Source organism: Saccharopolyspora sp. NPDC000359 (genome assembly GCF_040300525.1).
Classification (GTDB): Bacteria; Actinomycetota; Actinomycetes; order Mycobacteriales; family Pseudonocardiaceae; genus Saccharopolyspora.
In genome coordinates, this window is record NZ_JBEPDU010000007.1 from 1 (window position 1) to 25,050 (window position 25,050).

General features: G+C 72.2%; 18 protein-coding genes and 1 riboswitch. Of the genes, 7 read left to right on the top strand and 11 right to left on the bottom strand.

Annotated elements, in window-relative coordinates:
• Window positions 1-622: 622 nt before the first annotated feature.
• Window positions 623-1,846 carry a uroporphyrinogen-III C-methyltransferase gene (gene cobA, locus ABT324_RS06900; RefSeq protein WP_351172879.1) on the top strand — a complete coding sequence of 408 codons (1,224 nt, stop codon included), beginning with the start codon at window positions 623-625 and terminating at the stop codon, window positions 1,844-1,846.
• Window positions 1,847-2,413: 567 nt separating this feature from the next.
• Here the strand turns inward: cobA and cobN are convergent.
• The gene (cobN, locus tag ABT324_RS06905; RefSeq protein ID WP_351172882.1) at window positions 2,414-6,025 is read right to left on the bottom strand and encodes a cobaltochelatase subunit CobN; all 3,612 of its coding nucleotides are present in this window, start codon (window positions 6,023-6,025) and stop codon (window positions 2,414-2,416) included.
• A 110-nt stretch (window positions 6,026-6,135) separates the two neighbouring features.
• Window positions 6,136-6,257: riboswitch (cobalamin riboswitch) on the bottom strand.
• A 353-nt stretch (window positions 6,258-6,610) separates the two neighbouring features.
• Here cobN and ABT324_RS06910 point away from each other — a divergent pair.
• Genes ABT324_RS06910 through ABT324_RS06920 form a run of 3 tightly spaced genes read left to right on the top strand, consistent with a single transcriptional unit; the run spans window position 6,611 to window position 9,992 of the window.
• Entirely contained in the window at window positions 6,611-7,831 is a 1,221-nt protein-coding gene (locus ABT324_RS06910; RefSeq protein WP_351172885.1) for a ferredoxin-like domain-containing protein, read from the top strand.
• Entirely contained in the window at window positions 7,828-8,484 is a 657-nt protein-coding gene (locus ABT324_RS06915; protein WP_502949705.1) for a precorrin-8X methylmutase, read from the top strand. The genes ABT324_RS06910 and ABT324_RS06915 overlap by 4 nt, the downstream gene beginning before the upstream one ends.
• Window positions 8,481-9,992: a precorrin-2 C(20)-methyltransferase gene (locus ABT324_RS06920; protein WP_351172888.1), complete on the top strand. Its 1,512-nt coding sequence runs from the start codon at window positions 8,481-8,483 to the stop codon at window positions 9,990-9,992. The genes ABT324_RS06915 and ABT324_RS06920 overlap by 4 nt, the downstream gene beginning before the upstream one ends.
• On the opposite strand, the gene ABT324_RS06925 is transcribed toward ABT324_RS06920, so the two are convergent.
• Complete coding sequence (locus ABT324_RS06925; RefSeq protein ID WP_351172891.1) at window positions 9,980-10,741, bottom strand: cobalt-precorrin-6A reductase; 762 nt, start codon at window positions 10,739-10,741, stop codon at window positions 9,980-9,982. The two genes, ABT324_RS06920 and ABT324_RS06925, sit on opposite strands and share 13 nt — an antisense overlap.
• 68 nt (window positions 10,742-10,809) lie before the next feature.
• Here ABT324_RS06925 and ABT324_RS06930 point away from each other — a divergent pair, with 68 nt between their 5' ends.
• Window positions 10,810-11,901, top strand: coding sequence for a cobalt-precorrin-5B (C(1))-methyltransferase (locus ABT324_RS06930; RefSeq protein WP_351172894.1), 1,092 nt, complete (start codon window positions 10,810-10,812; stop codon window positions 11,899-11,901).
• Window positions 11,902-12,147: 246 nt separating this feature from the next.
• On the opposite strand, the gene ABT324_RS06935 is transcribed toward ABT324_RS06930, so the two are convergent.
• From ABT324_RS06935 to ABT324_RS06960, 6 genes are all read right to left on the bottom strand, one after another.
• Window positions 12,148-12,525 carry a hypothetical protein gene (locus tag ABT324_RS06935; RefSeq protein ID WP_351172897.1) on the bottom strand — a complete coding sequence of 126 codons (378 nt, stop codon included), beginning with the start codon at window positions 12,523-12,525 and terminating at the stop codon, window positions 12,148-12,150.
• A 277-nt stretch (window positions 12,526-12,802) separates the two neighbouring features.
• Complete coding sequence (cobM, locus tag ABT324_RS06940) at window positions 12,803-13,546, bottom strand: precorrin-4 C(11)-methyltransferase (protein WP_351172900.1); 744 nt, start codon at window positions 13,544-13,546, stop codon at window positions 12,803-12,805.
• Window positions 13,543-14,766, bottom strand: a complete 1,224-nt coding sequence (gene cbiE, locus ABT324_RS06945; protein WP_351172903.1) for a precorrin-6y C5,15-methyltransferase (decarboxylating) subunit CbiE — start codon at window positions 14,764-14,766, stop codon at window positions 13,543-13,545. Before cbiE ends, cobM begins: the two co-directional genes overlap by 4 nt.
• A 23-nt stretch (window positions 14,767-14,789) precedes the next feature.
• Window positions 14,790-15,191 (bottom strand): pyridoxamine 5'-phosphate oxidase family protein, encoded by a 402-nt coding sequence (locus ABT324_RS06950; protein WP_351172906.1) that lies wholly within the window; start codon window positions 15,189-15,191, stop codon window positions 14,790-14,792.
• A gap of 14 nt (window positions 15,192-15,205) precedes the next feature.
• Complete coding sequence (locus ABT324_RS06955) at window positions 15,206-16,681, bottom strand: DEAD/DEAH box helicase (protein WP_351172909.1); 1,476 nt, start codon at window positions 16,679-16,681, stop codon at window positions 15,206-15,208.
• Between the two features lie 204 nt (window positions 16,682-16,885).
• Entirely contained in the window at window positions 16,886-17,851 is a 966-nt protein-coding gene (locus ABT324_RS06960; protein WP_351172912.1) for a serine protein kinase RIO, read from the bottom strand.
• A 356-nt stretch (window positions 17,852-18,207) separates the two neighbouring features.
• On the opposite strand from ABT324_RS06960, the gene ABT324_RS06965 reads away from it, so the two are divergent.
• Window positions 18,208-19,005, top strand: a complete 798-nt coding sequence (locus ABT324_RS06965; RefSeq protein ID WP_351172915.1) for a hypothetical protein — start codon at window positions 18,208-18,210, stop codon at window positions 19,003-19,005.
• A gap of 470 nt (window positions 19,006-19,475) precedes the next feature.
• On the opposite strand, the gene yaaA is transcribed toward ABT324_RS06965, so the two are convergent.
• From yaaA to ABT324_RS06980, 3 genes are all read right to left on the bottom strand, one after another.
• Entirely contained in the window at window positions 19,476-20,219 is a 744-nt protein-coding gene (gene yaaA, locus ABT324_RS06970; protein ID WP_351172918.1) for a peroxide stress protein YaaA, read from the bottom strand.
• Window positions 20,220-20,369: 150 nt separating this feature from the next.
• On the bottom strand, window positions 20,370-21,263 hold the full coding sequence (locus ABT324_RS06975) for a DUF559 domain-containing protein (RefSeq protein WP_351172921.1): 894 nt from the start codon (window positions 21,261-21,263) through the stop codon (window positions 20,370-20,372).
• A gap of 168 nt (window positions 21,264-21,431) precedes the next feature.
• Window positions 21,432-22,721 carry a cytochrome P450 gene (locus ABT324_RS06980; protein WP_351172924.1) on the bottom strand — a complete coding sequence of 430 codons (1,290 nt, stop codon included), beginning with the start codon at window positions 22,719-22,721 and terminating at the stop codon, window positions 21,432-21,434.
• A 572-nt stretch (window positions 22,722-23,293) separates the two neighbouring features.
• Between ABT324_RS06980 and ABT324_RS06985 the strand changes: the two genes are divergently transcribed.
• Window positions 23,294-25,039, top strand: a complete 1,746-nt coding sequence (locus tag ABT324_RS06985; protein WP_351172927.1) for a proline--tRNA ligase — start codon at window positions 23,294-23,296, stop codon at window positions 25,037-25,039.
• The last annotated feature ends 11 nt before the right edge of the window (window positions 25,040-25,050 follow it).

The following is a 25,050-nucleotide window of genomic DNA, read 5'->3' on the forward strand; positions in this document are numbered from 1 at the left end:
CCGGGGGTCGTGAGTGCGAAACGGGGTTGGAACACTGTTACGCACTCACGACCCCCGACCTGCGGTGGTGTGCGCCGCGCACTGCTGGGAGGTCGCGGGGCGGCTGCGGTTTCCGCAGCGGGTCGCTGCATCGGCTCTGCTTGGGGTGTTCGGGGGTCGTGAGTGCGAAACGGGGTTGGAACACTGTTACGCACTCACGACCCCTGACCTGCGGTGGTGAGTGGCGCGTCGTTGTGGGGGAGCGGGGACTCCTGGATTTTGGGTGATTGGTGTCACCGGGGGGATGGGGGCGGTGGTCGGTGGGTTGGGATGTCCATCGTGGAGGGTTGGGGCTGCGGGCTTGGTGCTGTGGTCGTTGGGGGTGGGGGTGGACGTGGTGGGCGCCGCAGTTGTTCGGGCCTCTGATTCCGGGCGCTTTCATGGCAGGATGGTCGACACCCCGCGTTCCGGCGGGGAGCCGCACCGCGGGTGCGGGTGACCGGCGGCCGGCCCGTGCCAGGTGGCGCCGTGCGGTCAGGGCGGTGATCGTGAGCCACGACGGAGTGGCCAACCGCGTAGCTGCGCCCCTCGAGCACAGGCCCCGGCGAGGTCGCCGGGGCGAAGCACGACATGGACTACGGACATGACCAAGCACCTTGAGCACCACTACTTCGCAGGTCTGGACCTCACCGGGAAGCGGGTGGTGGTCGTCGGCGCGGGCACCGTCGCGCAGCGCCGGGTGCCGCGCCTGATCAACTCCGGTGCGCGGGTCGAGGTCATCGCGCCGGAGGCGACCCCGGCGGTCGAGGCGATGGCCGACGCGGGCGAGCTGACCTGGCACCGGCGCCCCTACGCCGCCGGTGACCTGGAGGGCGCTTGGTACGCGGTGGCGTGCGCGACCGGCAGCGAGGTGAACGCGGCCGTCGCGGCCGAGGCCGAGGAGCGCCGCATCTTCTGCGTGCGCGCGGACGACGCGTCCCAGGGCACCGCGGTCACCCCTGCCGTGGCACAGCACGGCGGGCTGCTGCTCGGTGTGCTCGCAGGCGGTGAGCACCGCCGGTCCGCAGCCGTGCGCGACGCGCTCGTCGAGGCGTTGCGGACCGGCGTGGTCGACGAGCGCTCCGAGCCCCCAGCACCGGGCGTTGCTCTGGTGGGCGGTGGCCCCGGCGACCCGGACCTGATCACGGTTCGCGGCCGCCAGCTGCTGGGCCGCGCGGACGTGGTGATCACCGACCGGTTGGCGCCGCGCGAGCTGCTCGAGGAGCTCGGCCCGCACGTGGAGGTGGTGGACGCCTCGAAGATCCCCTACGGGCGCGCCGCGAACCAGGACGTCATCAACTCGCTGCTGATCGAGCACGCCAAGGCGGGCAAGTTCGTGGTGCGGCTCAAGGGCGGCGACCCCTACGTGTTCGGGCGCGGTTTCGAGGAGCTGCTGGCCTGCGTCGAGGCCGGGGTCGCGGTGACCACCGTCCCCGGGATCACCAGCGCCTTCGCCGCCCCGTCGGCGGCGGATGTCCCGGTGACGCACCGCGGCGTCGCGCACGAGGTCGTGGTGGTGTCCGGTCACGTCGGGCCGCACGACGAGCAGTCCCTCGTGGACTGGTCCGCCCTCGGGCGGTTGCGCGGGACCCTGGTGCTGATGATGGGCGTCAAACGGATCGCGGAGTTCGCGGAGGTCCTCGTCGAGCACGGCCGCGACCCGAAGTCCCCGGTCGCGGTGGTCCAGGAAGGCACCACCCGCAACCAGCAGACGCTGCGCACTACCCTCGCCGAGGCCGCCGACGCGGTCCGCGCAGCGGACATCAAGCCGCCCGCGGTGATCGTCATCGGCCCGGTCGCGGACCTCGCCCCCGACACCCGCCGCTGACCCGGTCCCCACAACCTCCGAACCCGACACCAACCCGACCCCAGGCTGTCGGACCCGCGATTTCAAGGGAAATCAGTGTCTGGTTTCCCTTGAAATCGCGGTGATCGGTGCAGGGAGTCGCCGTCCAGGGTGGGGCTTGGCCTACCGGTGGGTTTCCTGGAAGGTCCGCAGGGCGGTTGGTCCTGATTCCCGACGCCATGGGTTGGGAGCCCGTCACCTGGCCCCGGCACCCGGCCTGCGGCATGCGGGATCGGGCCTTCGGCCTTTGATGCTCGGCCCGGTCTTCGGCTGTTGGGTCCGCGCTTCAAGGAGAACCAGTGTCTGGTTTCCCTTGAAATTTCGGTGATCGGTGCAGGGAGTCGCCGTCCAGGGTGGGGCTTGGCCTGCCGGTGGTTCTCCTGGAGGGCCCGCAGGGGCTCTCGGCCGTGGGGACGTGGCTTACCCGTGAAGTCGGGTTTCCCCCCGGCATGTCGTGCTGCCGACATGCCGGAGGGCGTCCGGGTTGTGGCGGACTTCCCGCCGTCTCCAGGGAGGTCGGACTTCCGGCTCCGCTGGGATCGGGGTGGGTCAGCGCTGGGGGCCGTCCTCCAGGTCGCCTTCGGTTTGGAGGTAGACCTCCTGGAGGGCCTGCAGGGTGTTCGGGTCCGGTTCCTGCCACATCTGGCGGTTGGCCGCTTCCAGGAGGCGCTCGGTGATGCCGTGCAGCGCCCACGGGTTGGACTCGGTGAGGAACTGCTGGTTCTCCTCGTCCAGGACGTAGGTCTCGGCGAGCTTCTCGTACATCCAGTCGGCCACCACACCGGTCGTCGCGTCGTAGCCGAACAGGTAGTCCACTGTGGCCGCGAGCTCGAAGGCTCCCTTGTAGCCGTGGCGGCGCATCGCCGCCAGCCACCGCGGGTTGACCACGCGGGCGCGGAACACCCGCGAGGTCTCCTCGGTCAGGGACCGGGTGCGGATGGAGTCCGGGCGGGTGCTGTCGCCGATGTAGGCCGCCGGGGCCTTGCCGGTCAGCGCGCGGACCGTGGCGATCATGCCGCCGTGGTATTGGAAGTAGTCGTCGGAGTCGGCGATGTCGTGCTCGCGGGTGTCGGTGTTCTTCGCCGCCACCGAGATCCGCTTGTAGGCGCTCTCCATGTCGCTGCGCGCCGGTGCGCCGTCCAGCTCGCGCCCGTAGGCGAAGCCGCCCCACACCGCGTACACCTCGGCCAGGTCGGCGTCGTCGCGCCAGTTCCGGCTGTCGATCAGCGGCAGGATCCCGGCACCGTAGGCGCCCGGTTTGGAGCCGAAGATCCGCGTGGTGGCGCGGCGTTCGTCGCCGTGCTCGGCGAGGTCGGCCTGCGCGTGCGCGCGCACGAAGTTCTGCTCGTCCGGTTCGTCGAGCGCCGCGACCAGGCGCACCGCGTCGTCGAGCAGGGCCACCACGTGCGGGAAGGCGTCCCGGAAGAAGCCGCTGATGCGGACCGTGACGTCGATGCGGGGACGGCCCAGCTCGTCGAGCGGGACCACCTCCAGCCCGTTGACGCGGCGCGAGGCCTCGTCCCAGGTCGGCCGGACGCCGAGCAGCGCCAGCACCTCGGCGATGTCGTCGCCGGAGGTGCGCATCGCGCTGGTGCCCCACACCGACAGGCCGACCGAGCGCGGCCACTCGCCGGTGTCGGCGCGGTAGCGGTCGAGCAGGGATTCCGCGATGGCCCAACCGGTTTCCCAGGCCAGGCGGCTGGGCACCGCCTTGGGGTCGACGGAGTAGAAGTTGCGGCCGGTGGGCAGCACGTTGACCAGTCCGCGCAGCGGCGATCCGCTCGGCCCGGCGGGGACGTACCCGCCTTCGAGGGCGTGCAGCGTCGCGCTCATCTCGTCGGTCGTCGCCGCGAGCCGCGGCACGACCTCGGTGGCGGCGAACTCCAGCACCCGCACCACCGCGCCGGTGGCCTCGCCGAGGACCTCCCGGCACACCTCCGCCGCGGCGCCGACCTCCCACCCGCGGTCCTCCATGCCCTGGACCAGGGCGTGCGCGCGGGCCTCCACGTCGTCGACCTGCTCGCGGGCCGCGCTGCCGTCCTCGGTGAGCCCGAGCGCTTCGCGCAGGCCGGGCAGCGCGGCGCTCTGCCCGCTCCACATCTGCCGGGCGCGCAGCATCGCCAGCACCAGGTTGACCCGGGCTTCGCCGTCCGGGGCGTCGCCGAGCACGTGCAGGCCGTCGCGGATCTGGGCGTCCTTGACCTCGCACAGCCAGCCGTCGACGTGCAGCAGCATGTCGTCGAACTCCGCGTCGTGCGGCCGCTCGTCCAGCCCGAGGTCGTGGTCGAGCTTGGCGGCCTGCATCAGCGTCCAGATCTGACTGCGGATGGCAGGCAGCTTCGCCGGGTCCATCGCGGAGATGTTGGCGTGCTCGTCGAGCAGCTGCTCCAGCCGCGCGATGTCGCCGTAGCTCTCCGCGCGAGCCATCGGCGGCACCAGGTGGTCGACCAGCGTGGCGTGCACGCGGCGCTTGGCCTGGGTGCCCTCGCCGGGGTCGTTGACCAGGAACGGGTAGATCAGCGGCAGGTCGGCCAGCGCCGCGTCCGGGGCGCACGAGGCGGACATGCCCGCGGTCTTGCCCGGCAGCCACTCGAGGTTGCCGTGCTTGCCCAGGTGCACCATGGCGTGCGCGCCGAACTCGTCGACCAGCCAGCGGTAGGCGGCCAGGTAGTGGTGGCTGGGCGGCAGGTCCGGGTCGTGGTAGATCGCGATCGGGTTCTCGCCGAAGCCGCGCGGCGGCTGCACCATCAGCACGACGTTGCCCGCGCGGACGGCGGCGAGCACGATCTCGCCGTCCGGGTCCTGGGAGCGGTCCACGAACAGCTCGCCGGGCGGCGGGCCCCAGTGCTGCTCGACCGCGCCGCGCAGGTCCTCCGGCAGGGTCGCGAACCACGCCGCGTACCGGCGGGCGGGGATGCGGACCGGGTTGCCGCTGAGCTGCTCCTCGGACAGCCAGTCGCGGTCCTGGCCACCGGCGGCGATCAGCGCGTGGATCAGCGCGTCGCCGTCCTGGTCGGCGACGCCGGGCAGCGCGTCCGGGCCGTCCGCCGGGCCGATGTCGTAGCCCTGCTCGCGCAGCGCCCGCAGCAGGCGGACCGCGCTGACCGGGGTGTCCAGGCCGACCGCGTTGCCGATCCGGGAGTGCTTGGTCGGGTAGGCCGAGAGCATCAGCGCCAGACGCTTGTCCTGCGGCGGGACGTGCCGCAACCGGCCGTGCCGGACCGCGATCCCGGCGACCCGGGCGGCCCGCTCGGGGTCGGCGACGTAGACCGGCAGGCCTTCGGCGTCGTTCTCCTTGAACGAGAACGGCACGGTGATCAGGCGCCCGTCGAACTCCGGCACCGCCACCTGGGTGGCCATGTCCAGCGGTGACAGGCCTTCGTCGTTGTCCTCCCAGGCGGCGCGGCTGCTGGTCAGGCACAACCCCTGCAGGATCGGGATGTCCAGCTCGGCGAGCGCGCCGACGTCCCAGGCCTCGTCGTCGCCTCCGGCGGAGGCAGTGGCGGGCTTGGTGCCGCCCGCGGCCAGCACGGTGACCACGAGCGCGTCTGCCTTGCCGAGCTGCTCCAGCAGTCCCGGGTCGGGCGCGCGCAGCGAGGCGCAGAACAGCGGGAGGGCCTGGCCACCGGCGTCCTCGATCGCGTCGCACAACGCGTGCGCGAAGGCGGTGTTGCCCGCCATGTGGTGCGCGCGGTAGTAGAGCACCGCGACGGTCGGGCCCTCGGTGCGGCGCGGGGTGCGTTCGAGCACGCCCCAGGTGGGGGTCTCCGCCGGCGGCTCGAAGCCGTGCCCGGTGAGCAGGATCGTGTCGGAGAGGAAGCGGTGCAGTTGGGCGAGGTTGTCCGGCCCGCCGTGGGCGAGGTAGCGGTGCGCTTCGGCGCACACCCCGGCCGGGACGGTCGAGCACTCCATCAGCTCGGCGTCCGGGGCCTGCTCACCGCCGAGCACGACCACCGGCCGCGGCCCGGCCAGCAGCGCGTCCAGCCCCTCTTCCCAGGCCCGGCGGCCGCCGAGCAGCCGCACCACGACCAGGTCGACGTCCTCCAGCAGCGGCGGCAGGTCGTCCATGCCCAGCCGGGCCGGGTTGCCGAGCCGGAAGTCGGCGTCGGCGGCCCGCGCGCTGAGCAGGTCTGTGTCCGAAGTGGACAGAAGCAGGATCATGCGGGTCGCTCCTCGGCTCGGCGGGCATCGCTGGGCCAGGGCGCGCGTGCGCAGCGCATGACGGCACCTCCCTCGGGGTCCTCGCCCCGGTTCGCAGGTTGCGGCGACCGGAGTCTCCTGGCTCCCGGATCAGCGCTCGCTCCGCCTTCCCGTCCGAAGAGGACAGTGGCGTCGTGGAGTCCGCTCCCCGGTGACAGTGGCGGGACCGCGCCGGATTCGCACCGGCTTCCTCCACCGTCGCCGCTGGGTGTTGCGACCACTCTCCGCAACAGGGCGATCTTAGAACCTTTTGGGGTCGCGTTGCACGGGTGGTCGCCTGGCGGAACCCGAGAGGTGCCCTGAGCTGCGGGTAACCCGGTGGGCGGCGGAGGGACGTCCTCGTCGGGGAGCCTTCCGAACCCGCCGGTGGTCGTGCAGGTGGGTGACCAGAATTCGCAGTTTCAATTGAAACTGCGAACCGACGTGACTGAGTGGCGCAGTTTCAATTGAAACTGCGCCACTCGCGTCGGGTCACGCGGGCATGGTGCGCGTCGTGGCCCAGCTTGGTTTGCGTCCGCAACTACCTGGGTCCGTAGTATCTGCCGGGTGTTGCGAAGATCCAGCAGACCAGAGCGCGACGGGTGCCCCGGGGCGTTGCGGGTGCACCAGGCCGCCGACGGGGGCTTGGCCCGGATCCGCGTTCCCGGCGGCGCGCTGACCCCGGCGCAGGTCCGCGCGCTCGCCGCGGCGGCGGGGTTGGGCGACGGCGGGTGGGAGCTCACGTCGCGGGCGAACCTGCAGGTCCGCGGCTTGCCGTCCGGCGCGGAGCACGAGCTGGCCGCGCGGTTGCGCGAAGCGGGTCTGCTGCCTTCCGCCACCCACGAGCGGGTCCGCAACATCATCGGCTCGCCCTCCGCGGACGGCCGCGAGCTGGTGGACGTGCGCGCGGTGGCGGCCGAGCTCGACGCGGCGCTCTGCGGTACCCCGGCGCTGGCCGAGCTGCCCGGTCGCTTCCTGTTCGCGATCGACGACGGCAGCGGCGACGTCAGCTCGCTCGGTGCCGACGTCGGCCTGCGCGCACTGGACGCCAACACCGTCGCGCTGCTGCTGGCCGGAGCGGACTCCGGTGTGCGGAAAACCCCGCAGCGGGCCGTGGGAACCGCCATCGCCGCAGCTGAGGCGTTCCTCGCGGAGAAGGCGGCGCAGGGCAGCCAGGCTTGGCGGCTGGCCGAACTCGTCGGCGGCGCGCGGCGGATCGCCGAGCGGCTGGGCGCGGAGGCCGTTCCGGTCGAGCCGGTGGCCCCGCCGAGCACGCATGCGCAGGTCGGGCGCGCGCACCGTCCTGATGGGACGGTCGCCGCGGTGGCGGGCGCACCACTGGGCCGCCTGGCGCCGGACCAGGTGGATATCATCACCGCCGCATCCGGGGCCGCGGGCGAACTGCGCCTGACGCCGTGGCGGACCCTCGTCCTGCCCGGCATGCGGCCCGACGAAGCCGACCGGTGGTTGTCGGAGCTCGGCGCGCGGGGACTGCTCGTGGACCCCGCCTCGGACGGGCTCGGCGTGACCACCTGCGCTGGTCGGCCCGGGTGCGCGAAGTCGCGGGCCGACGTCCGCGCGGACGCCCGACGCGCGGTGCCCCCCGGTGACCTGCCGGTGCACTGGTCGGGGTGCGAGCGGCGCTGCGGCCGCCCGCCGGGGCGCGTCGTGGAGGTGCTGGCCACCGGTGACGGCTACGAAGTCGGTCTCGACGGAGCGACGTGGACTTCCGCAGCCGATGTCGACCAGGTATCCGCCGCGCTCGGCGCGGCACGGAGGACAGTGTGAACGAGAACAGCTCCCGCTACCGCGGGGTGCCCGAGTACGTCCGGGAAGGGGCGGAGATCTACCGCCGCTCCTTCGCCACGATCCGCGCCGAAGCCCGGCTGGACGACCTGCCACCGGAGGTGGCCGGGGTCGCGGTGCGGATGATCCACGCCTGCGGCATGGTCGACCTGGTCGACGACCTCGCGTACTCCCCGGACGTGGTGCGCAACGCCCGCGAAGCGCTGCGCGGTGGTGCGCCGATCCTGTGCGACGCCGCGATGGTCGCCGCCGGGGTGACCCGGCGGCGCCTGCCCGCCGACAACCCGGTGATCTGCACGTTGGCCGACGAGCGCGTGCCGGACCTGGCCCGCGAGCTGGGCACGACCCGCAGCGCGGCGGCCCTGGAGCTGTGGCGCGACCAGCTGGCCGGTTCGGTGGTGGCGATCGGCAACGCGCCGACGGCGCTGTTCCGCCTGCTGGAGATGGTCGAGGACGGCGCCCCGGAACCCGCCGCGGTGCTGGGCCTGCCCGTCGGCTTCATCGGCGCGGCCGAGTCCAAGGACGCGCTGGCCGCGCACCCGAGCGGCCTGGAACACCTCGTGGTGCGCGGTCGCCGCGGCGGTAGCGCCATGGCGGTGGCCGCCATCAACGCGATCGCGAGCGAGGAAGAGTGAGCAGCAACGGCACGCTCTACGGCGTGGGACTCGGCCCCGGCGACCCGGAGCTGGTGACGATCAAGGCCGCCCGGCTGATCGAGCGGGCCGAGGTGATCGCCTACCACAGCGCCCGCCACGGCAGGAGCATCGCGCGGTCCGTCGCCGAGCCCTACCTGCGGCCAGGGCAGATCGAGGAAGCGCTGGTCTACCCGGTGACCACCGAGACCACCGACCACCCGGGCGGCTACCAGGGCGCCATCGACGAGTTCTACGCGGACTGCGCGGCCCGGCTCGCCGCGCACCTGGAAGCCGGGCGGGACGTGGTGCTGCTCGCCGAGGGCGACCCGCTCTTCTACGGCTCCTACATGCACATGCACAAGCGGCTGGCGGGCCGCTTCCGGGCCGAGGTGGTCCCCGGCATCACTTCGATCAGCGGGGCGTCGGCGGCGCTGGGGCGCCCGCTGGCCGAGCGCGACGAGACCTTCACCGTGCTGCCGGGCACCCTCCCGCCGGACGTCCTCGCCGAGCGGCTCGCCGCGACCGACGCGGCCGCGGTCCTCAAGCTCGGCCGGACCTTCGACGGGGTGCGGGAGGCGTTCGAGAAGGCGGGCCGGGCGGACGAGGCCTGGTACGTCGAGCGCGCCACCACCGACCGGCAGCGCTGCCAACCGCTGACCGACGTCGACCCGAGCACCGTCCCGTACTTCTCCCTGGCGCTGCTGCCCGGCCCGGCGAACGCCACCACCGCGGCCCCCCAGGGCGCGGCACCCGCCGGAACCGCAGGGCGGGGGGAGGTCGTGGTGGTCGGGCTCGGCCCGGGCGGTCGCGAGTGGGTGACGCCGGAGGTACAGGCGGCGCTCGCCGAGGCCGACGACCTGGTCGGTTACACCACCTACCTCGCCCGCGTCCCGGACAACCCGCGGCAGCGCAAGCACGCCTCGGACAACCGCGTCGAGGCCGAGCGCGCGGAGTTCGCGCTGGAGCTGGCGCGGCGCGGCTCGAAGGTCGCCGTGGTCTCCTCCGGGGACCCCGGGGTGTTCGCGATGGCCAGCGCGGTGCTGGAGGTCGCGGCGGAGCGCTCGGACGTGCCGGTGCGGGTGCTGCCCGGGATGACGGCCGCGCAAGCGGTGGCCAGCCGGGTCGGCGCGCCGCTGGGCCACGACTTCTGCGTGCTGTCGCTGTCCGACCGGCTCAAGCCGTGGGAGGTGATCGTCGAGCGCCTGCGGGCCGCGGCGGCCGCCGACCTGGTGATGGCGATCTACAACCCCGCCTCGCGCAGCCGGACCTGGCAGGTCGCGGCGGCGCGGGACGCGGTCCTGGAGCACCGCTCGCCGGACGTGCCGGTGGTCATCGGACGCGACGTCGGTGGTCCGGAGGAGAGCATCGAGGTGGTGCGGCTCGCCGACCTCGACCAGTCCGATGTGGACATGCGCTGCCTGCTGCTGATCGGCTCGTCGACCACGCGGGTCGTCCAGGGCGCCGACGGGGCGGAGGTCGTGTACACCCCGAGGCGTTACCCGGCGTGATCGCCCAGCACGGCATCGAGCCAGGCCGCGGCCTGTTCGACGGTCCCGGCCGACGGCGCGTCGGGCCGGGGCGGGCGCTGCACCAGCACCACCGGCAGCCCGAGCTCGCGGGCCGCGGTGAGCTTCGCGCTCGTCATCGAACCACCGCTGTTCTTGCTGACCAGCGCGTCGACGCGGTGCTCCCGCAGCAGCGCGAGCTCGTCGGCGACGCTGAACGGTCCGCGCGCGAGCAGCACCGTCGTGCGCGGTGGCAGCGGTGGTTCGGGCGGGTCGACGGCCCGGACCAGGAAGTGCAGGTCGAGCCCGGCGAAGTGGGCGAGGCCCTGCCTGCCGGTGGTGAGGAAGATCCGTTCGCCCAGCTCCGGGAGCAGCGTGGCGGCCGCGGCCATCGACGGCACCGGTCGCCAGTCGTCCCCGGCCTCCGGCTCCCAGGCGGGACGGCGCAGCACGAGCAGCGGGCACCCCGCGCGCTGGGCGGCTGCCACGGCGTTGTCGGTGATGGCCTGGGCGAAGGGGTGGGTGGCGTCCACGACGGCTGCCACGCCCTCGCTGCGCAACCAGCCGGTCAGCCCGTCGACGCCGCCGAACCCGCCGACCCGCACCTCGCCCGGCGGCAGCTGCGGATCCCGCACCCGGCCCGCCAGGGACGAGGTGACGTGCAGGTCGGGCCGCTCGGCGAGCACCCCGGCCAGCCGCCGGGCCTCGCCGGTACCGCCGAGGATGAGCACCCGCCGTGTTCCGGACCGCATGAAGTGCATTCTCCCCACCGGCAGCGCCTATCGTGGACGCGACCTGGTCACGAGTTCGGAGGCGCACGATGAGCGGGGGATCGGGCCTCCGGTACGGCTGGACGACGGGCGCGTGCGCCACGGCCTCCACGGCCGCCGCCTACACGGCGCTGCTGACCGGCGCGTTCCCGGACCCGGTGGAGGTCCTGCTGCCCAAGGGGCACCGGCCGGCCTTCGCGCTCGCCCGCGAACGGCTCGGCGCGGACTTCGCGACGGCGGGCGTGGTCAAGGACGCCGGTGACGACCCCGACGTGACGCACGGCGCGCTGGTGTCGGTGACGGTCCGCCCAGCGGAACCAGGAGCCGGGGTGGTCTTCCGGGCCGGGGAGGGTGTGGGCACCATCACCAAACCCGGCCTGCCGCTGCCGGTCGGCGAACCGGCGATCAACCCGGTGCCACGGCAGCTGATGAGCGACGTGGTCGCGCAGGTCGCGGCGGAGCACGGTGGCAGCGGTGACGTCGTCGTGGAGGTGTCGGTCGACGGTGGCGAGGAACTGGCCCGCCGCACCTGGAACCCGCGGCTGGGCATCCTCGGTGGACTGTCCATCCTGGGCACCACCGGCGTCGTGGTGCCGTACTCGTGCTCGGCGTGGATCGACAGCATCCGCCGCGGTGTCGACGTGGCCCGCGCGGCGGGCATCGAGCACGTGGCGGGGTGCACCGGGAGCACCTCCGAGAAGGTGGTCACCGAGCTCCACGACCTGCCCGACGAAGCCCTGCTGGACATGGGCGACTTCGCCGGCGCGGTGCTGAAGTATCTGCGCAGGCACCCGGTCCCACGGCTCACCGTGGCCGGGGGCATCGGCAAGATCTCCAAGCTCGCCGACGGACACCTGGACCTGCACTCCAAGCGCTCCCAGGTCAACCTCGGCCTGCTCGCGGCGATCGCCCGCGAAGCGGGCGCCACCCCCGACCTGACCACGCGGATCACCGGGGCCAACACGGCCCTCGAAGCGCTCCAGCTCTGCACCGCGGCGAACCTCCCGCTGGGCGACCTCATCGCCCACCGGGCCCGCCAGTTCTGCCTCGACACCCTCCGCGGGGCCCCGATCGAGGTCGACGTCATCGTCATCGACCGAGCAGGCACCGTCGTCGGCCGGACCGACCCGGCCGGGCCGTAGGTCCGCGCCTCCCGACCGGATTCGGGTTCCGGCCGCACCGAGGCGGTTGCCGACCCCGCCGCGATGGCCGCTGCGCGGCGACGCGCACTCGGTTGCTCGCGGCGTGCGCGATCGGTCGGGAGCAGGCAGACCGGGTGGTTCTGATTGCCCGCTCCCGACCGGTGAATTGACCGGATGGGTGGTATCAAGCGCAGCGCGGTCCACCGAAATGAGTGGACTTCCGCTCCCGTGAACCGCCCGATCCGGTCAGGCGTCCGGAATGGATGCCCACGGGTGGGCCGAGGAACCGTGGGTGGTGACGGTTCCGCCTTCGCTCGGCCGGAAACTGCCGCTCCCGATCCAGAACTGGGCCGGGTCCTGAAGACCGAATACGTTGATCGGTTCGGACGCGTTGCTGTCGCCAAAGTCGAAGTCCATGCAGTGCCCGCTGTCCACGATGACCGTCGTCATCCCGCCGCGCGCGGGGAATTCCACGAAGGAGTCGTAATCGCCCTGGGAGCACACGGTGAGCTGGCCGGTGGCGGCTGACGCCGACACGGTGGCAGCCAGCATGGCCGACGAGGTCAGGACACCGATGGCGAGGGCGGAAGCGCCTGCTCGCCTGAGGGTGGTCGCGAAGGGCAAGATGTTCTCCGTTCTCGGTTTCCGCGCCGTTCCGCCAATTCCGCGCTGCGGCGCACCGCCATTGCGTGGCGAAGTTATTCCGGGGGAGGGGAGAACTGCAATCGGATGTGGATGACGCTGCCCGCCCGGGCGTGGACCAATTCCCTTCAGGGCACCACCTGGTTCCAGGCGCGTGATTGTCGTGCTCACCGGTGCGACTGCGTCGCACCGGTGAGCACGACGAATTCCGCAACGGCCGCCACCACGTCGGAAGTTGCGAAGACGTGCGCCCGAGTGGTCAGGTGCGGCAGCGGTTGGGGGAGTAGAGGTGGCTGTCGGGGAATTCCGAGGCCGTCAGGACTTCGCCCACCACGACCACCGCGGTCCGGGTGATGCCCGCCGCCCGGACGTGGGTGGCGATGTCGGCGAGCGTCGCGCGGAGGACGACCTCGTCCGGGCGGCTGGCGTTGGCCACCACCGCGACCGGGCAGTCCGCGCCGTAGTTGGGCACGAGCTCCGCCACCAGCTGCTCGATGCGGTTCACCGCCAGGTGCAGGACCATCGTCGCGCGGCTCTGGCCGAGGGTGGCCAGGTCCTCGTGCTCCGGCATGGGCGTGGCGCGGGCGGAGGTGCGGGTCAGCACCACGGTCTGGCCGACACCCGGGACGGTGAACTCGCGGTTCAGCGCGGCCGCCGCAGCGGCGAAGGCCGGGACGCCCGGGACCACCTCGTACGGAATCCCGGCGGCGTCGAGCCGGCGCATCTGCTCGGCGACCGCGCTGAACACCGACGGGTCCCCCGAGTGCAGCCGCGCCACGTCGAGCCCGGCTCCGTGCGCGGCCCGCAGCTCGGCGAGGATGTCGTCCAAGGTGAGGTTGGCCGTGTCCACCAGCTTGGCGCCGGGCGGGCAGTGCTCCAGGAGTTCCTCCGGCACCAGGCTCCCCGCGTACAGGCACACCGGCGAGGCGGCGATGACGTCGCGGCCCCGCACCGTGATCAGGTCCGCGGCCCCTGGTCCGGCACCCACGAAACGAACTGTCATCGCTTGCTCACCACCCACTGCGTCACCGGCATCGCGGGCCGCCAACCGGTGAAACCACCGATCGGCGCGGCGCGCTCCACCGAGATCCGGACCAGTTCACCGCCGCACCGGCGGTACCAGTCGGCCACCAACGCCTCCAATTCCAACGTGACCGCGTTGACCACCAGCCGACCACCGGGGCGCAACGCGGCCCAGCACGCTTCCAGCGCTCCTGGCGCGGTTCCACCGCCGCCGACGAAGACGGCATCCGGCTCGGCCAACCCGTCCAGCGCGTGCGGCACGGCTCCGGTGACCACCTGGAGCCCGGGAACGCCCAGCGCGCTCGCGTTCGCGGTGATGCGCTGCGCCCGGTCGTCGCGGTGCTCGATCGCGATCGCCCGGCAGGACGGATCACTGCGCATCCACTCGATCGCGATGCTACCGGCGCCCGCACCCACGTCCCACAACAACTGCCCGGGCGACGGGGCCAGCCGGGCGAGCGTGATCGCCCGCACCTCGCGCTTGGTCAGCTGCCCGTCGTGCTCGAAGGCGTCGTCCGGGAGTCCCGGCGTGACCGGCAGCGTCCGCGCCCCGGGGGCTTCGCAGCACTCGACCGCGACCACGTTCAATGAGTCCACTGTGGACTTCCAGTCGTCGGCGGTGGCCTCGACGCGCCCTTCCCGCTCGCTGCCGAGTGCGGACAGCGCGGTCATGCTGCTCGGCCCGTAACCGCGCGCCCGCAGCAGCGCCGCGACCTCGTGCGGCGTGCTGCCGTCCGCGCTGAGCACCAGCAGCCGGTTCCCCGGCTGCACGCGGGGGTGCAGCAGCTCAACCGGGCGGCCGACCAGGCTCACGACCGCGGTGTCCTGCACCGCCCAGCCCATCCGCGCGCAGGCCAGCGACAGCGACGACGGGTGCGCGATGATCCGCACCCGATCCCGGCCCAGCAGCCTCACCAGCGTGCCACCGATCCCGTAGAACATCGGATCACCGCTGGCCAGCACGCAAATCGACCGGTCGGCGTGCTCGGCGAGCAGGCCGGGCAGCGCGGGCAGCAGCGGGGTGGGCCAGGCCACCCGCTGCCCAGCTGCCTCCGGGACCAGGTCGAGGTGGCGGGAGCTGCCGAACAGCACCTCGGCTGATTCCACGACGGTCCGGGCGTGCCGGGACAGGCCCGCCGCGCCGTCGGCCCCGATGCCGACGACGTGGACCAGCTCCGGCTTCTCCTGGAGAACGCTCACCGCACCACCTCACCACGTCGTGGTCAGGCGTTGCCGAGGACCTTCGTCACGGAAATCTCGATCACCACGCGGGCCGGGTTCTCGCGGGGCTTCTTGTAGCGCTGCTCGTACCGGCGCTCGGCGTCGGCCACCACCTCGGGCTCGTCGCGCACCACGGCCACCCCCTGCAGGGTGGACCAGCGCCGCCCGTCGACCTGGCAGACCGCGACCTGCGCCCCACCGGGCCCGGCCGCGCGGATCTGCCGCACCTTGTGCGAGGTGGCGGAGGAGATCACCCGCGCGGTGGCCGTCTCGACGTCGAGGGTCACCCCGACCGGCACCACGTGCGGCGTGCCGTCGGGACGCACCGTCGTCAACGTGCTCAGGTGGCGTTCCCGCCAGAACTGCCGGAACTGCTCGCCCACGTCCGCCAGGTCACGACCCACCGGGTACTCCCTCCTCAGCCCTGTCGAGCTCCACCGCGGTTGCCGCGCCGGGCACCGCGCCCGGACGAGGCCTGGCCGCGGCGCCCGCTCTCCGCCTGCCCGCGCTCCGCGGGGCGCCGCCGACGGTTCGACTCACCAGCCGCGCGGTCCGGGCGCTTGGCACCGCGAGCGCGCGGTGCCTGCTGCTTCGGGGCCACGAGCGAGACACCGCTGGGCTCGCGGGCACCGGTCACTCGGGCCAGCTCCGCGTCCTCGGGGCTGACCGACGTGGTCTTGGCCTTGACCCCCGCCTGCGCGGCCATGGTGCGGAACGCCTCCCGCTGGTCGTCGGTGACCAGGGTGACCACCGTGCCGGTGGCGCCCGCGCGGGCGGTCCGACCCGCCCGGTGCAGGTAGTCCTTGGGGTCGGCCGGCGGCTCGACGTGCACGACCAGGCTCACGTCGTCGACGTGGATGCCGCGGGCCGCGACGTTGGTCGCCACCAGCGTCGACGTCTCACCGCTGCGGAACTCGTCGAGGATGCGCGTCCGGGCGTTCTGCGCCTTGCCGCCGTGCAGCGCACCCGCCGGGACACCTGCCGCCCGCAGCTTCTTGGTCATCCGGTCGGCGTGGTGCTTGGTGCGCACGAACATGATCGTGCGGCCATCGCGCGCCGCGATGCGCGCGAGCACGGCCTGCTTGTCGGTCGAGGACACCAGGAGCTGGTGGTGCTCCATGCTGTCGACGCTGGCCGCGGGCGGCGCCAGCGAGTGCACCACCGGGTCGGTCATGTACCGGTCCACGAGCTTGTCGACGTCACCGTCCAAGGTGGCGGAGAACAGCAGCCGCTGACCGTCCGCCGGGACCAGGTCCAGCAGCTCGCGGACCTGCGGCAGGAACCCCATGTCGGCCATCTGGTCGGCCTCGTCGAGCGCGGTCCGCTCCACTTCGGACAGCACGCAGGTGCCCTGCCGGACGTGGTCGGCGAGCCGACCCGGGGTGGCGACCAGGACGTCCACGCCGCGCCGCAGCGTGTCCACCTGGCGGTTGAACGAGGTGCCCCCGACGACCTCCCGGACGTAGAGCCCGAGGGCCTTGGCCAGCGGCTTCAGCGAATCGGTGACCTGGGTGGCCAGTTCGCGGGTCGGGACCAGCACCAGGCTGCGCGGGTGCAGCGGCCGGGCGTTGCCCTGCTGCAGCGCCAGCAGCGGCAGGCCGAACGCCAGCGTCTTGCCGGAACCGGTCTGACCGCGCCCGAGCACGTCCCGGCCGGTCAGCGCGTCGGGGATGGTGGCGGCCTGGATCGGGAAGGCCTCGACCATCCCGCCGTCGGCCAGCGCGCGCACCAGCCGGGTGGGCAGGCCGAGGTCGGCGAACGGTGCCGGGTCGACCGCGGTCACCCCGACCTGGTCGAACAGGCTGCGCTTCGGCTGCTGCGGCTGCCCCTGCGGACGGCGGCGGCGCGGTCGGCGGGCAGAGCGCGTGGGCGTGGTGGACGAGCGTGAAGGCACGAAGAACTCCCGGAAGTGGCACGTCACGGGGAGGCTTCGCGGGATGTCCGCGGGCGATCACGAGGACGAGCCCGGCGCGTCGGCGCCGATAGGTGGTCAAGGCGTGTCGCAGCGGACACGGGCCGGTGATCCCGGCGATTTCCCCCGCAGTCTAGCTGACCGGCCCGGCCGCCGGGCGGGGCGCCCGAGCCGGTCAGCGCATCGTCACCAAAGCAGGTTCGCCGCTGTGGCAAGGCGTTCCGCGAGCTGGTCCGGATCGGTCCTGGTCGCGTCCGCACCCCGGGCGTGGAACCACGAAGCGATGTTGTGTGCATCACGTCGCAGGTAGTCCAGGCCGAGCGGGTTGGCCGCCAGGTCGACGGCCTGCGGCAGGTCGATCAGCACCAGCCGCCCGTCGTGCACCAGCACGTTGTAGGCGGACAGGTCGCCGTGCGTGAAGCCGCGCTGGGCCAGCACGACCAGGGCCTCGACCAGCTGCGCCCAGAGCTCGTCGAGCTCGTCGGCGTCGGGCCGCAGCGCGGCCAGGCGCGGGGCGGCGGTGCCGTCCGGGGTGCCGACGAACTCCAGCAGGACCTCGGTCCCGACCCGCTGCACCGGGTACGGCACCGGGGCGCCCGCCAGCCACAGCGCGGAGAGCACGCGGAACTCCGCCACCGCCCACTGCTGGGCGATCATGCCCTTGCCGAACGACGTGCGGTGCTCGATCGCCCGCATCTCGCGGGACCTGCGCAGCCGCCTGCCCTCCAGGTACCCGGCGTCGCGGTGGAACATCCGGTGGTCGGCGTCGCGGTACCGCTTGGACGCCAGCAGGCAGGAGTCTGCGCCGGGCACCGACCGCCGCAGCAGGTGGACGTCGGCCTCCTTGCCGGTCTTGAGCACGCCCAGCTCGTGGTCGACCGCTGCCAGCTCGGTCACCAGCCAGGACGGGTGCGGCTCCGGGCCGCGCTCCCCGCTGTCCCAGGTGGACCACCGGTCGGCACCACCCGGCAGCGGCGCGGGTTCGGGCTCGTCGCGCAGCGCGGCGAGCCGCCCGCGCTCCTCCTCGGTGAGCCGACCGCGCCGGACCGGCTCGTCGTCGAAGCGCTGCCGCTTCTGGCCCTTCGGCTTGCGCGCCTTGGACTTCTTGGTGTTGCGGAAGAGTGATGGGTCGTACTGCTCGTACGAGGACAAGATCGGGTGCTCCTCACGAGGGCGAGAACCTCCGCCCGAGCACCGAGAGCTCAGCGCAACCGCAGCGGAGGAATGGAAGTTCGACTGCGTCCGTGCGCGAAAGAAGCGCGCACCGTCACCACAACGGCCACCACGACGAACCTCCCCTCGCTTGACGACGCGGGACTACCGCGATGGCGACAGTGTTCACATCCGGCGCTGATGGGCGCAACTGGTTTTCCGAGGGCGCGGGTCGACTGCCCTGCGCGCTGCCCGAGGTGGAGTGGTGTCGCGCGAAGTGCCCGGTTCCAGCTACAGGCGGTGTCGAGGTGGATACAATCCGTCTTGATCTCGGCTCGTGTGGAGGGGGTAACGCCGTGGCCGGAGCAGATGAGGGCAGTCCGGCGCGCTCGAGGAGCGGTGGAGGGGCGCGAACCGGTGCGGTGGCGGGCCACAACAGCATCGACAACGCCACCGTCGGTCAAGCCGTTCAGGCGGGCGTCCACAACGGTGATAATCATTTTCACATCTACTACGGCGGGTCGCCCCCGGTCGCGAACGCGCCGGTTGCCGACCCACCGGTCGCGGGCGAACCGGTCGATGAGATGCGGCCTGAGGTGCAGGAGCGCACGGCGCAACCGGGTTGGGACCACCGGTCGACCTGGTACCTGGCACGCATCGTCAAGGAGCGGTCCCCGCTGCTCTTGGCCGGTTGCTTCGTCTTCAGCGCCAACAGCATGGTCGCTGGTTTCCTGGGTTTCCTCTTCGGTGTACCGCCCCCGGGTGCGTCCCCGACCGCGGACCTTGGTCTGGTGGCGACCATGTTCTTCCTGGCGGCCCCGTCGGGGTGCCTCCTTCTCCTGCGTCGGCAGGCGCGGAGGAAGGAGTCGTCGAGGTGGCCTTCGCTGCAGGAGGTCCACCCGGTTCTGGCCCGCCGGTTCGCTCAGCTGAACCGGCCACTGCCCCTGGTGCTGGCCATGTCGTTCCTCGGCTTGTTGATGATCGCAGGAGCCTCCTCGCCAGCGAGCGGGCAGTCGCAGTCGAGCCAGTTCAGCGAATTCAGCTTGCAGGCCATGACCTTCCTGATGTGCGCCAACGGATTCGTGTCCTGTGGAGTGCTGCTGGTGCGGAGGCGGCGGCGTGGCGCGTCGAAACCGCATGCGGTGTCCGAGTAGCAGAGTGTCGTGGAAGCGCTGCTGACCAGCGGCACTTGACGGCTCGTGCTGTCGGCGGTCGAGCCTCCTGCGGTGGCTCATCACCGCGTTGAGCTTTGCGTTCTGCGTGGGTGCCGTCGTCAGCGCGCTGTCGATCAGTGCCGAGGGCCGCTACGCGCTCGTCGTTCCATTTCCCGTCGCATTCGTGTGCGGGCTGATCTGGTGGTGCGTGGGACCGCAGTGGCCGATCAGCGGGGAGCTGGGGCTCCGCCGTCCGGTGCGGACTCGCTTTCCCCCGGATCGCACTCTTCTTCCGCGCCACCGCCGTGACCGCGGTAGCGCAGGGGTTGAACCAGTGGGACGAAGCGCCGTCGGGTCTCTCGACTCACGTGGGCATGCTCGTGTTCTTGGTCGAAGGCGCGCTGTCCTGCGGTTTCATGCTCTGCGCTGGTGCGTGTCGGCGCGCCTGCGGAGGCGCCGTCGGTGTGACGTCAGGGGTGGACGACGACGCAGAGGGCGCGGTCGCCCTCGCGCTCGACCTGGAGTCCGGCGTCGCTGGCCACGGCAAGGATGTCCTCCACCGACTCCGGTTCGTCGGGGGCTTGGGCCAGTGCTCGGGCCAGCTTGCCCTTGTGCGCCTTGTTGTGGTGGCTGACCACCTTGCGCTTGCCCCTCGCATCCTCGGAGAGCACGCGGACCGCCACCGCGCCCGGGATCTTCGCCAGCGCGGCGTAAGCGCCGGAGCGCAGGTCGACGACGAGGTCGTCGGCGGCAGTCAGGACGGGTTCCAGCACTGGGCGCCACACGCTGCGCAACGTCCCGATGCCGGGTAGCGAGTTGCCCCCGGAGAGGCGGTAAGCGGGAATCGCGTCCGTCCCGTGCACGATGCCGAACAGCGCCGACGCGACCGCCAGCCGCGCGTCGGCCTGCTTGCGCTCCACCGGGGACAGCGACTGCACGTCGAGTGCGTCGTAGAGGACCCCGGTGTAGCGCTCGAGCGCCGGGGCGGTGGGCGCGTCCCAGAGCTCGGCGTTGCGCTGGACCTCCTCGACCTGGCGCTCGGACAACCCGAGCGCGTCCAGGCTCGCGGGCACGTCATCAGCCAAAGTGGACAGTGCCTCGACCAGCCGCCGCCGGGTCCCGGTCAACTCCGGATGCGAGAGCCCGCCCAAGTCCAGCGGTGCACCCGAACCACCAACCGACTTGGTCTCCGAAGGAGGCAGCAGAACCAACACCCCACCAGGGTAAACACCACACCAACCCACCCCCGCAGACCGGCCCCGCCCAGCCGAGGATCGCAGTTTCAATTGAAACTGCGATTCGATGTGGCTGGGGACCGCAGTTTCAGTTGAAACTGCGGTCCCTCGTGCCTGGCAGCCGCAGTTTCAATTGAAACTGCGGTTCCTCCTGCGGGCGAGGGCCGAACGGATCGTCGCGGCGAGGACGTCCATCGACGTGCGCATGTCCTGGTTCGTGACGGTGATGACCAACCACCCCGCATCGGACAGTCGTCTCCGCCGAAGCTCGTCCTTCCTGATCTGGACGGGGTCGGAGTGCCACTCCCCGTCGTACTCGACGGCGACACATTCGGCCGGGAAGGCCAGATCCACGCGAGCGACGAAACGGCCGCGGTGGAAGACCTCGAGCTGGGGAACTGGTTCCAGGCCGCGCGCGGCGAGCTCGACGCGCAGCACGGACTCCTGGATCGACTCCGCGCGGCCGTCCAGGTGGGGAATTCGGAGCCGCGCCCGCACCACGCCGTTGTCGCCCCGTCCGGAGAGGAACTTCTCGATTGCTTGGGCCGTGATCAGGCCAGCGTGCAGGAGCGCGTCGCAGTGGGCGACCGCCATTGCCGCGGAACGGCGTTTCAGCAGGTCGAACGCGGTTCGTTCGACTCCAGCCAGTCGCATCTGGTACCAGGGGGAGTACTCGAAGTCGAAGATCCGCACCGCGGAGCACCGAAGTCCCTGGCGGCGGTGCATGCCGTACTCGCGGGGCACGATCACGTCCACCGGAGTGGAGAAATCGGCGAGCGGCACGCCGTGGAGCGTTGCGGCGGACAGGCCGGTGAGCATCGCGGTCGGGGGTAGTCGCATTGCTGCGGCGTGGCACTTCAGTTCATGGGTGAGTGGCGTCTCGCAGGTCGTGTACACGCCGTGCAGGACCCTCCGGAAGGCTGAGCTCCGCAGTTGGTGGTCGGTGATCCCGGCGGCCAGCGCTTCTGCGCGCAGGAAGAGTCCGTGTTCATTTCCCAGGGGCGGGATGCTGATCTCGTTCACGCCCATAAGGAGGTGGAAACCCCGCGGCTGGATACACCGGGAACCAGATCGGCGGGGCACTTTCGCACCTTGGGGTCAACCTCAACCGCAGTTTCAATTGAAACTGCACCTCCCGCCCACCCGGGATCGCAGTTTCAATTGAAACTGCGATCCCGGAGGTGGCCCGGATCAGGTGGGGGTGAGGGTGTGGTTGGTGGTTACTGGGAGGGCGGACAGGCCGTGGATGATCGAGGTGGGGCGGTGGGTTGCCGCGCCTGCTCGGCGGAGGTGGGGGAGGCGGGTTGCCAGGGCTCGGAAGGCGACCTCGGCCTCCAGGCGGGCCAGGGGCGCGCCCAGGCAGTAGTGGATGCCGGAGGAGAAGGCCAGGTGGTCGGCTCGGTCCGGGCGGTCCAGGTCGAAGCGGTCCGGGTCCGGGTGCACCGCCGGGTCGCGGCCGGCCGAGGCCACCAGCGCCAGGACCGGCGTGTCCGTGGGCAGCTGGCGGCCCGCCAGCTCCACCGGTTCGTGCGCGATGCGCATGGTCATCTGGACCGGCGGGTCCCAGCGCAGCGCTTCCTCCACCACCGCCGGTGCCAGGTCCGGGTCGGCGCGCAGCCGCGCCCACTGGTCCGGGTGCCGCAGCAGCGCGGAGGTGCCGTTGCCAATCAGGTTCACCGTCGTCTCGAACCCAGCCACCAGCAGCAGGTCGCACAGCTGCACCAGCTCGGTGCCGCTGAGCTTGCCCGCGTCGAGTGCGGCGACCAGGTCGCTGATCACGTCCTCGCCGGGGTCGGCCCGGCGCTGCTCGATCAGCCGCTCGAACATCGCGTCGAGCTCGGCGCGCGACTCGCGCATCTGCCGTAGCTGGCGGGTCGAGCGGACCCCGTCCAGCGCCCCGGCCAGCACCTTGCCGTGGTGCGCCAGCCGCTCGGCGTCCAGCGGCGGCAGCCCCAGCAGCTCGCAGATGACCCGGATCGGCAGCGGCGCGGCGAAGTCCCGGACCAGGTCGAACTCGCCGCGCTCGGCCACCCGGTCCAGCAGCTCGTCGGCGATCCGCTCGATGCGTTCCCGGTAGGACTCCAGGCGGCGGGGCCGGAAGGCGGGGGCGGCGAGCTTGCGCAGCCGCGAGTGGTCCGGCGGGTCCAGCTCCAGCAGCGAGAGCTGCAGGTCGACGGCGGCCGCGCTCGGGTCGCCGTAGGACCCGTCGCTGGTGCGCATGCCGAACCGCCGGTCGCGCAGCACCTCGTCGCACACCTGGTGCGTCGTCAGCACCAGCGCGCCCAGCTTGCTGCGCACCAGTGGCCCGCGCTCGCGCAGCTCCCGGTAGAGCGGGTACGGGTTGTCCCGCCACGGCGCGTGCAGCAGACGGGCGACCGGATCACCACGCTTGGCGAAGAACCAGGTCACCGCTCCCTGCGCGAACAACCTGGCGCCGAGACCGAGCTCGGCGAGCCCAGCGCGGGCCTGCGAAGTGGACATCGGACCCCCTCGGGGACGTGGACCTGACTTCGAGGGAACCGCAGGACAGGCCCAGCGACAATGCGCCGATCAGCGCAAGCCCCGCGGTCACCTTCGGTGCCCACGCAGAACTCGCCGTCGGCCAGCACCGTCCACGACGGACCGCGGGTCGAGCACGAGCCCGCAGGAGATCGAGGCGACCGGGGACGTGCGGCCAGCACCGTCCACGACAGGCCGTGGGCCGGGTTCTCGCCCAGCTCGACAGGCCGCCGCACCTCCGCCTGCCGGTCGGCGGCGCTCGGGACGCGGTGCTGCCCGCCGCGGGGCTCGGGCACCCGACCCGCACCCCGCCCGGCCGGTTCGCGGCCAGCACCACGGACCGCCGGACTCGAAGGCGACCGCGGCACCCGGCGCGCCCGCCCAGAACTCCGCGAAGCGCAGTCGATCACCGCCACGACGACATCCGGGTCCGCGACCGCGCGCCAGCGGCGCGCACCGGCACCGGCCGTCGACCGGTAATCCGCTGGTGGTGGCCCCGGGGGCACTCGCTACCCTGCCCGTGACGAACCAGCCCGGATGAGGAGCCAGTAGCCGTGATCACGAGGATGTCGACGTTGTTCCTGCGTACCCTGCGCGAGGATCCGGCCGACGCCGAGGTGCCGAGCCACAAGCTGCTCGTCCGCGCCGGCTACGTCCGCCGCATCGCACCGGGCATCTACTCCTGGCTGCCGCTGGGCCTGCGGGTGCTGCGCAAGATCGAGGACGTCGTGCGGCAGGAGATGGACGCCATCGGGGGCCAGGAGATCCACCTGCCCGCGCTGCTGCCCAAGGAGCCCTACGACGCGACCAACCGGTGGACCGAGTACGGCCCGACGATGTTCCGGTTGAAGGACCGCAAGGGCGCCGAGTACGCGCTCGGCCCCACCCACGAGGAGCTGTTCGCGCTCACCGTCAAGGGTGAGTACAGCTCCTACAAGGACTACCCGGTCGTGCTGTACCAGATCCAGACCAAGTACCGGGACGAGGAGCGGCCGCGCGCGGGCATCCTGCGCGGGCGCGAGTTCGTGATGAAGGACTCCTACTCCTTCGACCTCGACGACGAGGGCCTGGCCTCGGCCTACCAGCTGCACCGCGACGCCTACACCCGGATCTTCGACCGGCTCGGGCTGAACTACGTCATCGTCTCGGCCACCTCCGGCGCGATGGGCGGCTCGGCCTCCGAGGAGTTCCTGGCCGAGTGCGAGACCGGTGAGGACACCTTCGTGCGCAGCACGGAGTCCGGTTTCGCCGCCAACGTCGAGGCCGTGGTGACCCCGGCGCCGCCCGCCGAGCCGATCGAGGGCAAGCCCGCCGCGGCGGTGCACCACACGCCCAGCACGCCGACCATCGAGACCCTGGTCGACTTCCTCAACGCCAACACCGACCGCAAGTTCACCGCGGCCGACACCCTGAAGAACGTGCTGGTCAAGACTCGCCAGCCGGGGGCGCAGGAGTGGGAGTTGCTGGCCATCGGGGTGCCCGGCGACCGCGAGGTCGACATGAAGCGGCTGGAGGCCTCGCTGGAGCCCGCCGAGGTGGCGCTGCTGGAGGAGTCCGACTTCGCCGCCAACCCGTTCCTGGTCAAGGGCTACATCGGCCCGAAGGCCCTGCAGGACAACGGGGTCCGCTACCTGGTCGACCCGCGGGTGGTCACCGGCACCGCGTGGGTGACCGGTGCGGACCAGGCCGACCACCACGTGGTGGACCTGGTGTGTGGCCGGGACTTCACCCCGGACGGCACCATCGAGGCGGCCGAGGTCCGCGAGGGCGACCCGTCGCCGGACGGCAAGGGCACCCTGGTCGCCGCGCGCGGCATCGAGATCGGCCACATCTTCCAGCTGGGCCGCAAGTACGCCGACGCGTTCGGGCTGGACGCGCTGGGGCAGGACGGCAAGCCGAAGCGGATCACCATGGGCTCCTACGGCGTCGGCGTGTCCCGTCTGGTCGCCGTGATCGCCGAGCAGAGCCACGACGAGCAGGGCCTGGTCTGGCCGCGCGAGGTGGCCCCGGCCGACGTGCACGTGGTCATCGCGGGCAAGGACGAGAGCATCTGGGAGCGCGGGGAGGCGATCGCCGCCGAGCTCGACGCGGCCGGGGTGCAGGTGGTCCTGGACGACCGCACGGTGTCGCCGGGCGTGAAGTTCGCCGACTCCGAGCTGCTCGGCGTGCCGACGATCCTGGTGGTGGGCAAGGGCCTGACCCGGGGTGTCGTCGAGGTCCGCGACCGCCGCTCCGGTGACCGCGTGGAGGTCGAGGTGGACGCCGCCGTCGCGCACGTCGTGGAGGCGGTGCGCGGCTGAGCGCAGCTCAC

What these genes read in the sequence shown, in the direction of transcription:
- cobA (WP_351172879.1), top strand. Translation starts at nt 623, where the DNA reads ATGACCAAGCACCTTGAGCACCACTACTTCGCAGGTCTGGACCTCACC.
- cobN (WP_351172882.1), bottom strand. Translation starts at nt 6,025, where the DNA reads ATGATCCTGCTTCTGTCCACTTCGGACACAGACCTGCTCAGCGCGCGG.
- ABT324_RS06925 (WP_351172891.1), bottom strand. Translation starts at nt 10,741, where the DNA reads ATGCGGTCCGGAACACGGCGGGTGCTCATCCTCGGCGGTACCGGCGAG.
- ABT324_RS06930 (WP_351172894.1), top strand. Translation starts at nt 10,810, where the DNA reads ATGAGCGGGGGATCGGGCCTCCGGTACGGCTGGACGACGGGCGCGTGC.
- cobM (WP_351172900.1), bottom strand. Translation starts at nt 13,546, where the DNA reads ATGACAGTTCGTTTCGTGGGTGCCGGACCAGGGGCCGCGGACCTGATC.
- ABT324_RS06980 (WP_351172924.1), bottom strand. Translation starts at nt 22,721, where the DNA reads ATGTCCACTTCGCAGGCCCGCGCTGGGCTCGCCGAGCTCGGTCTCGGC.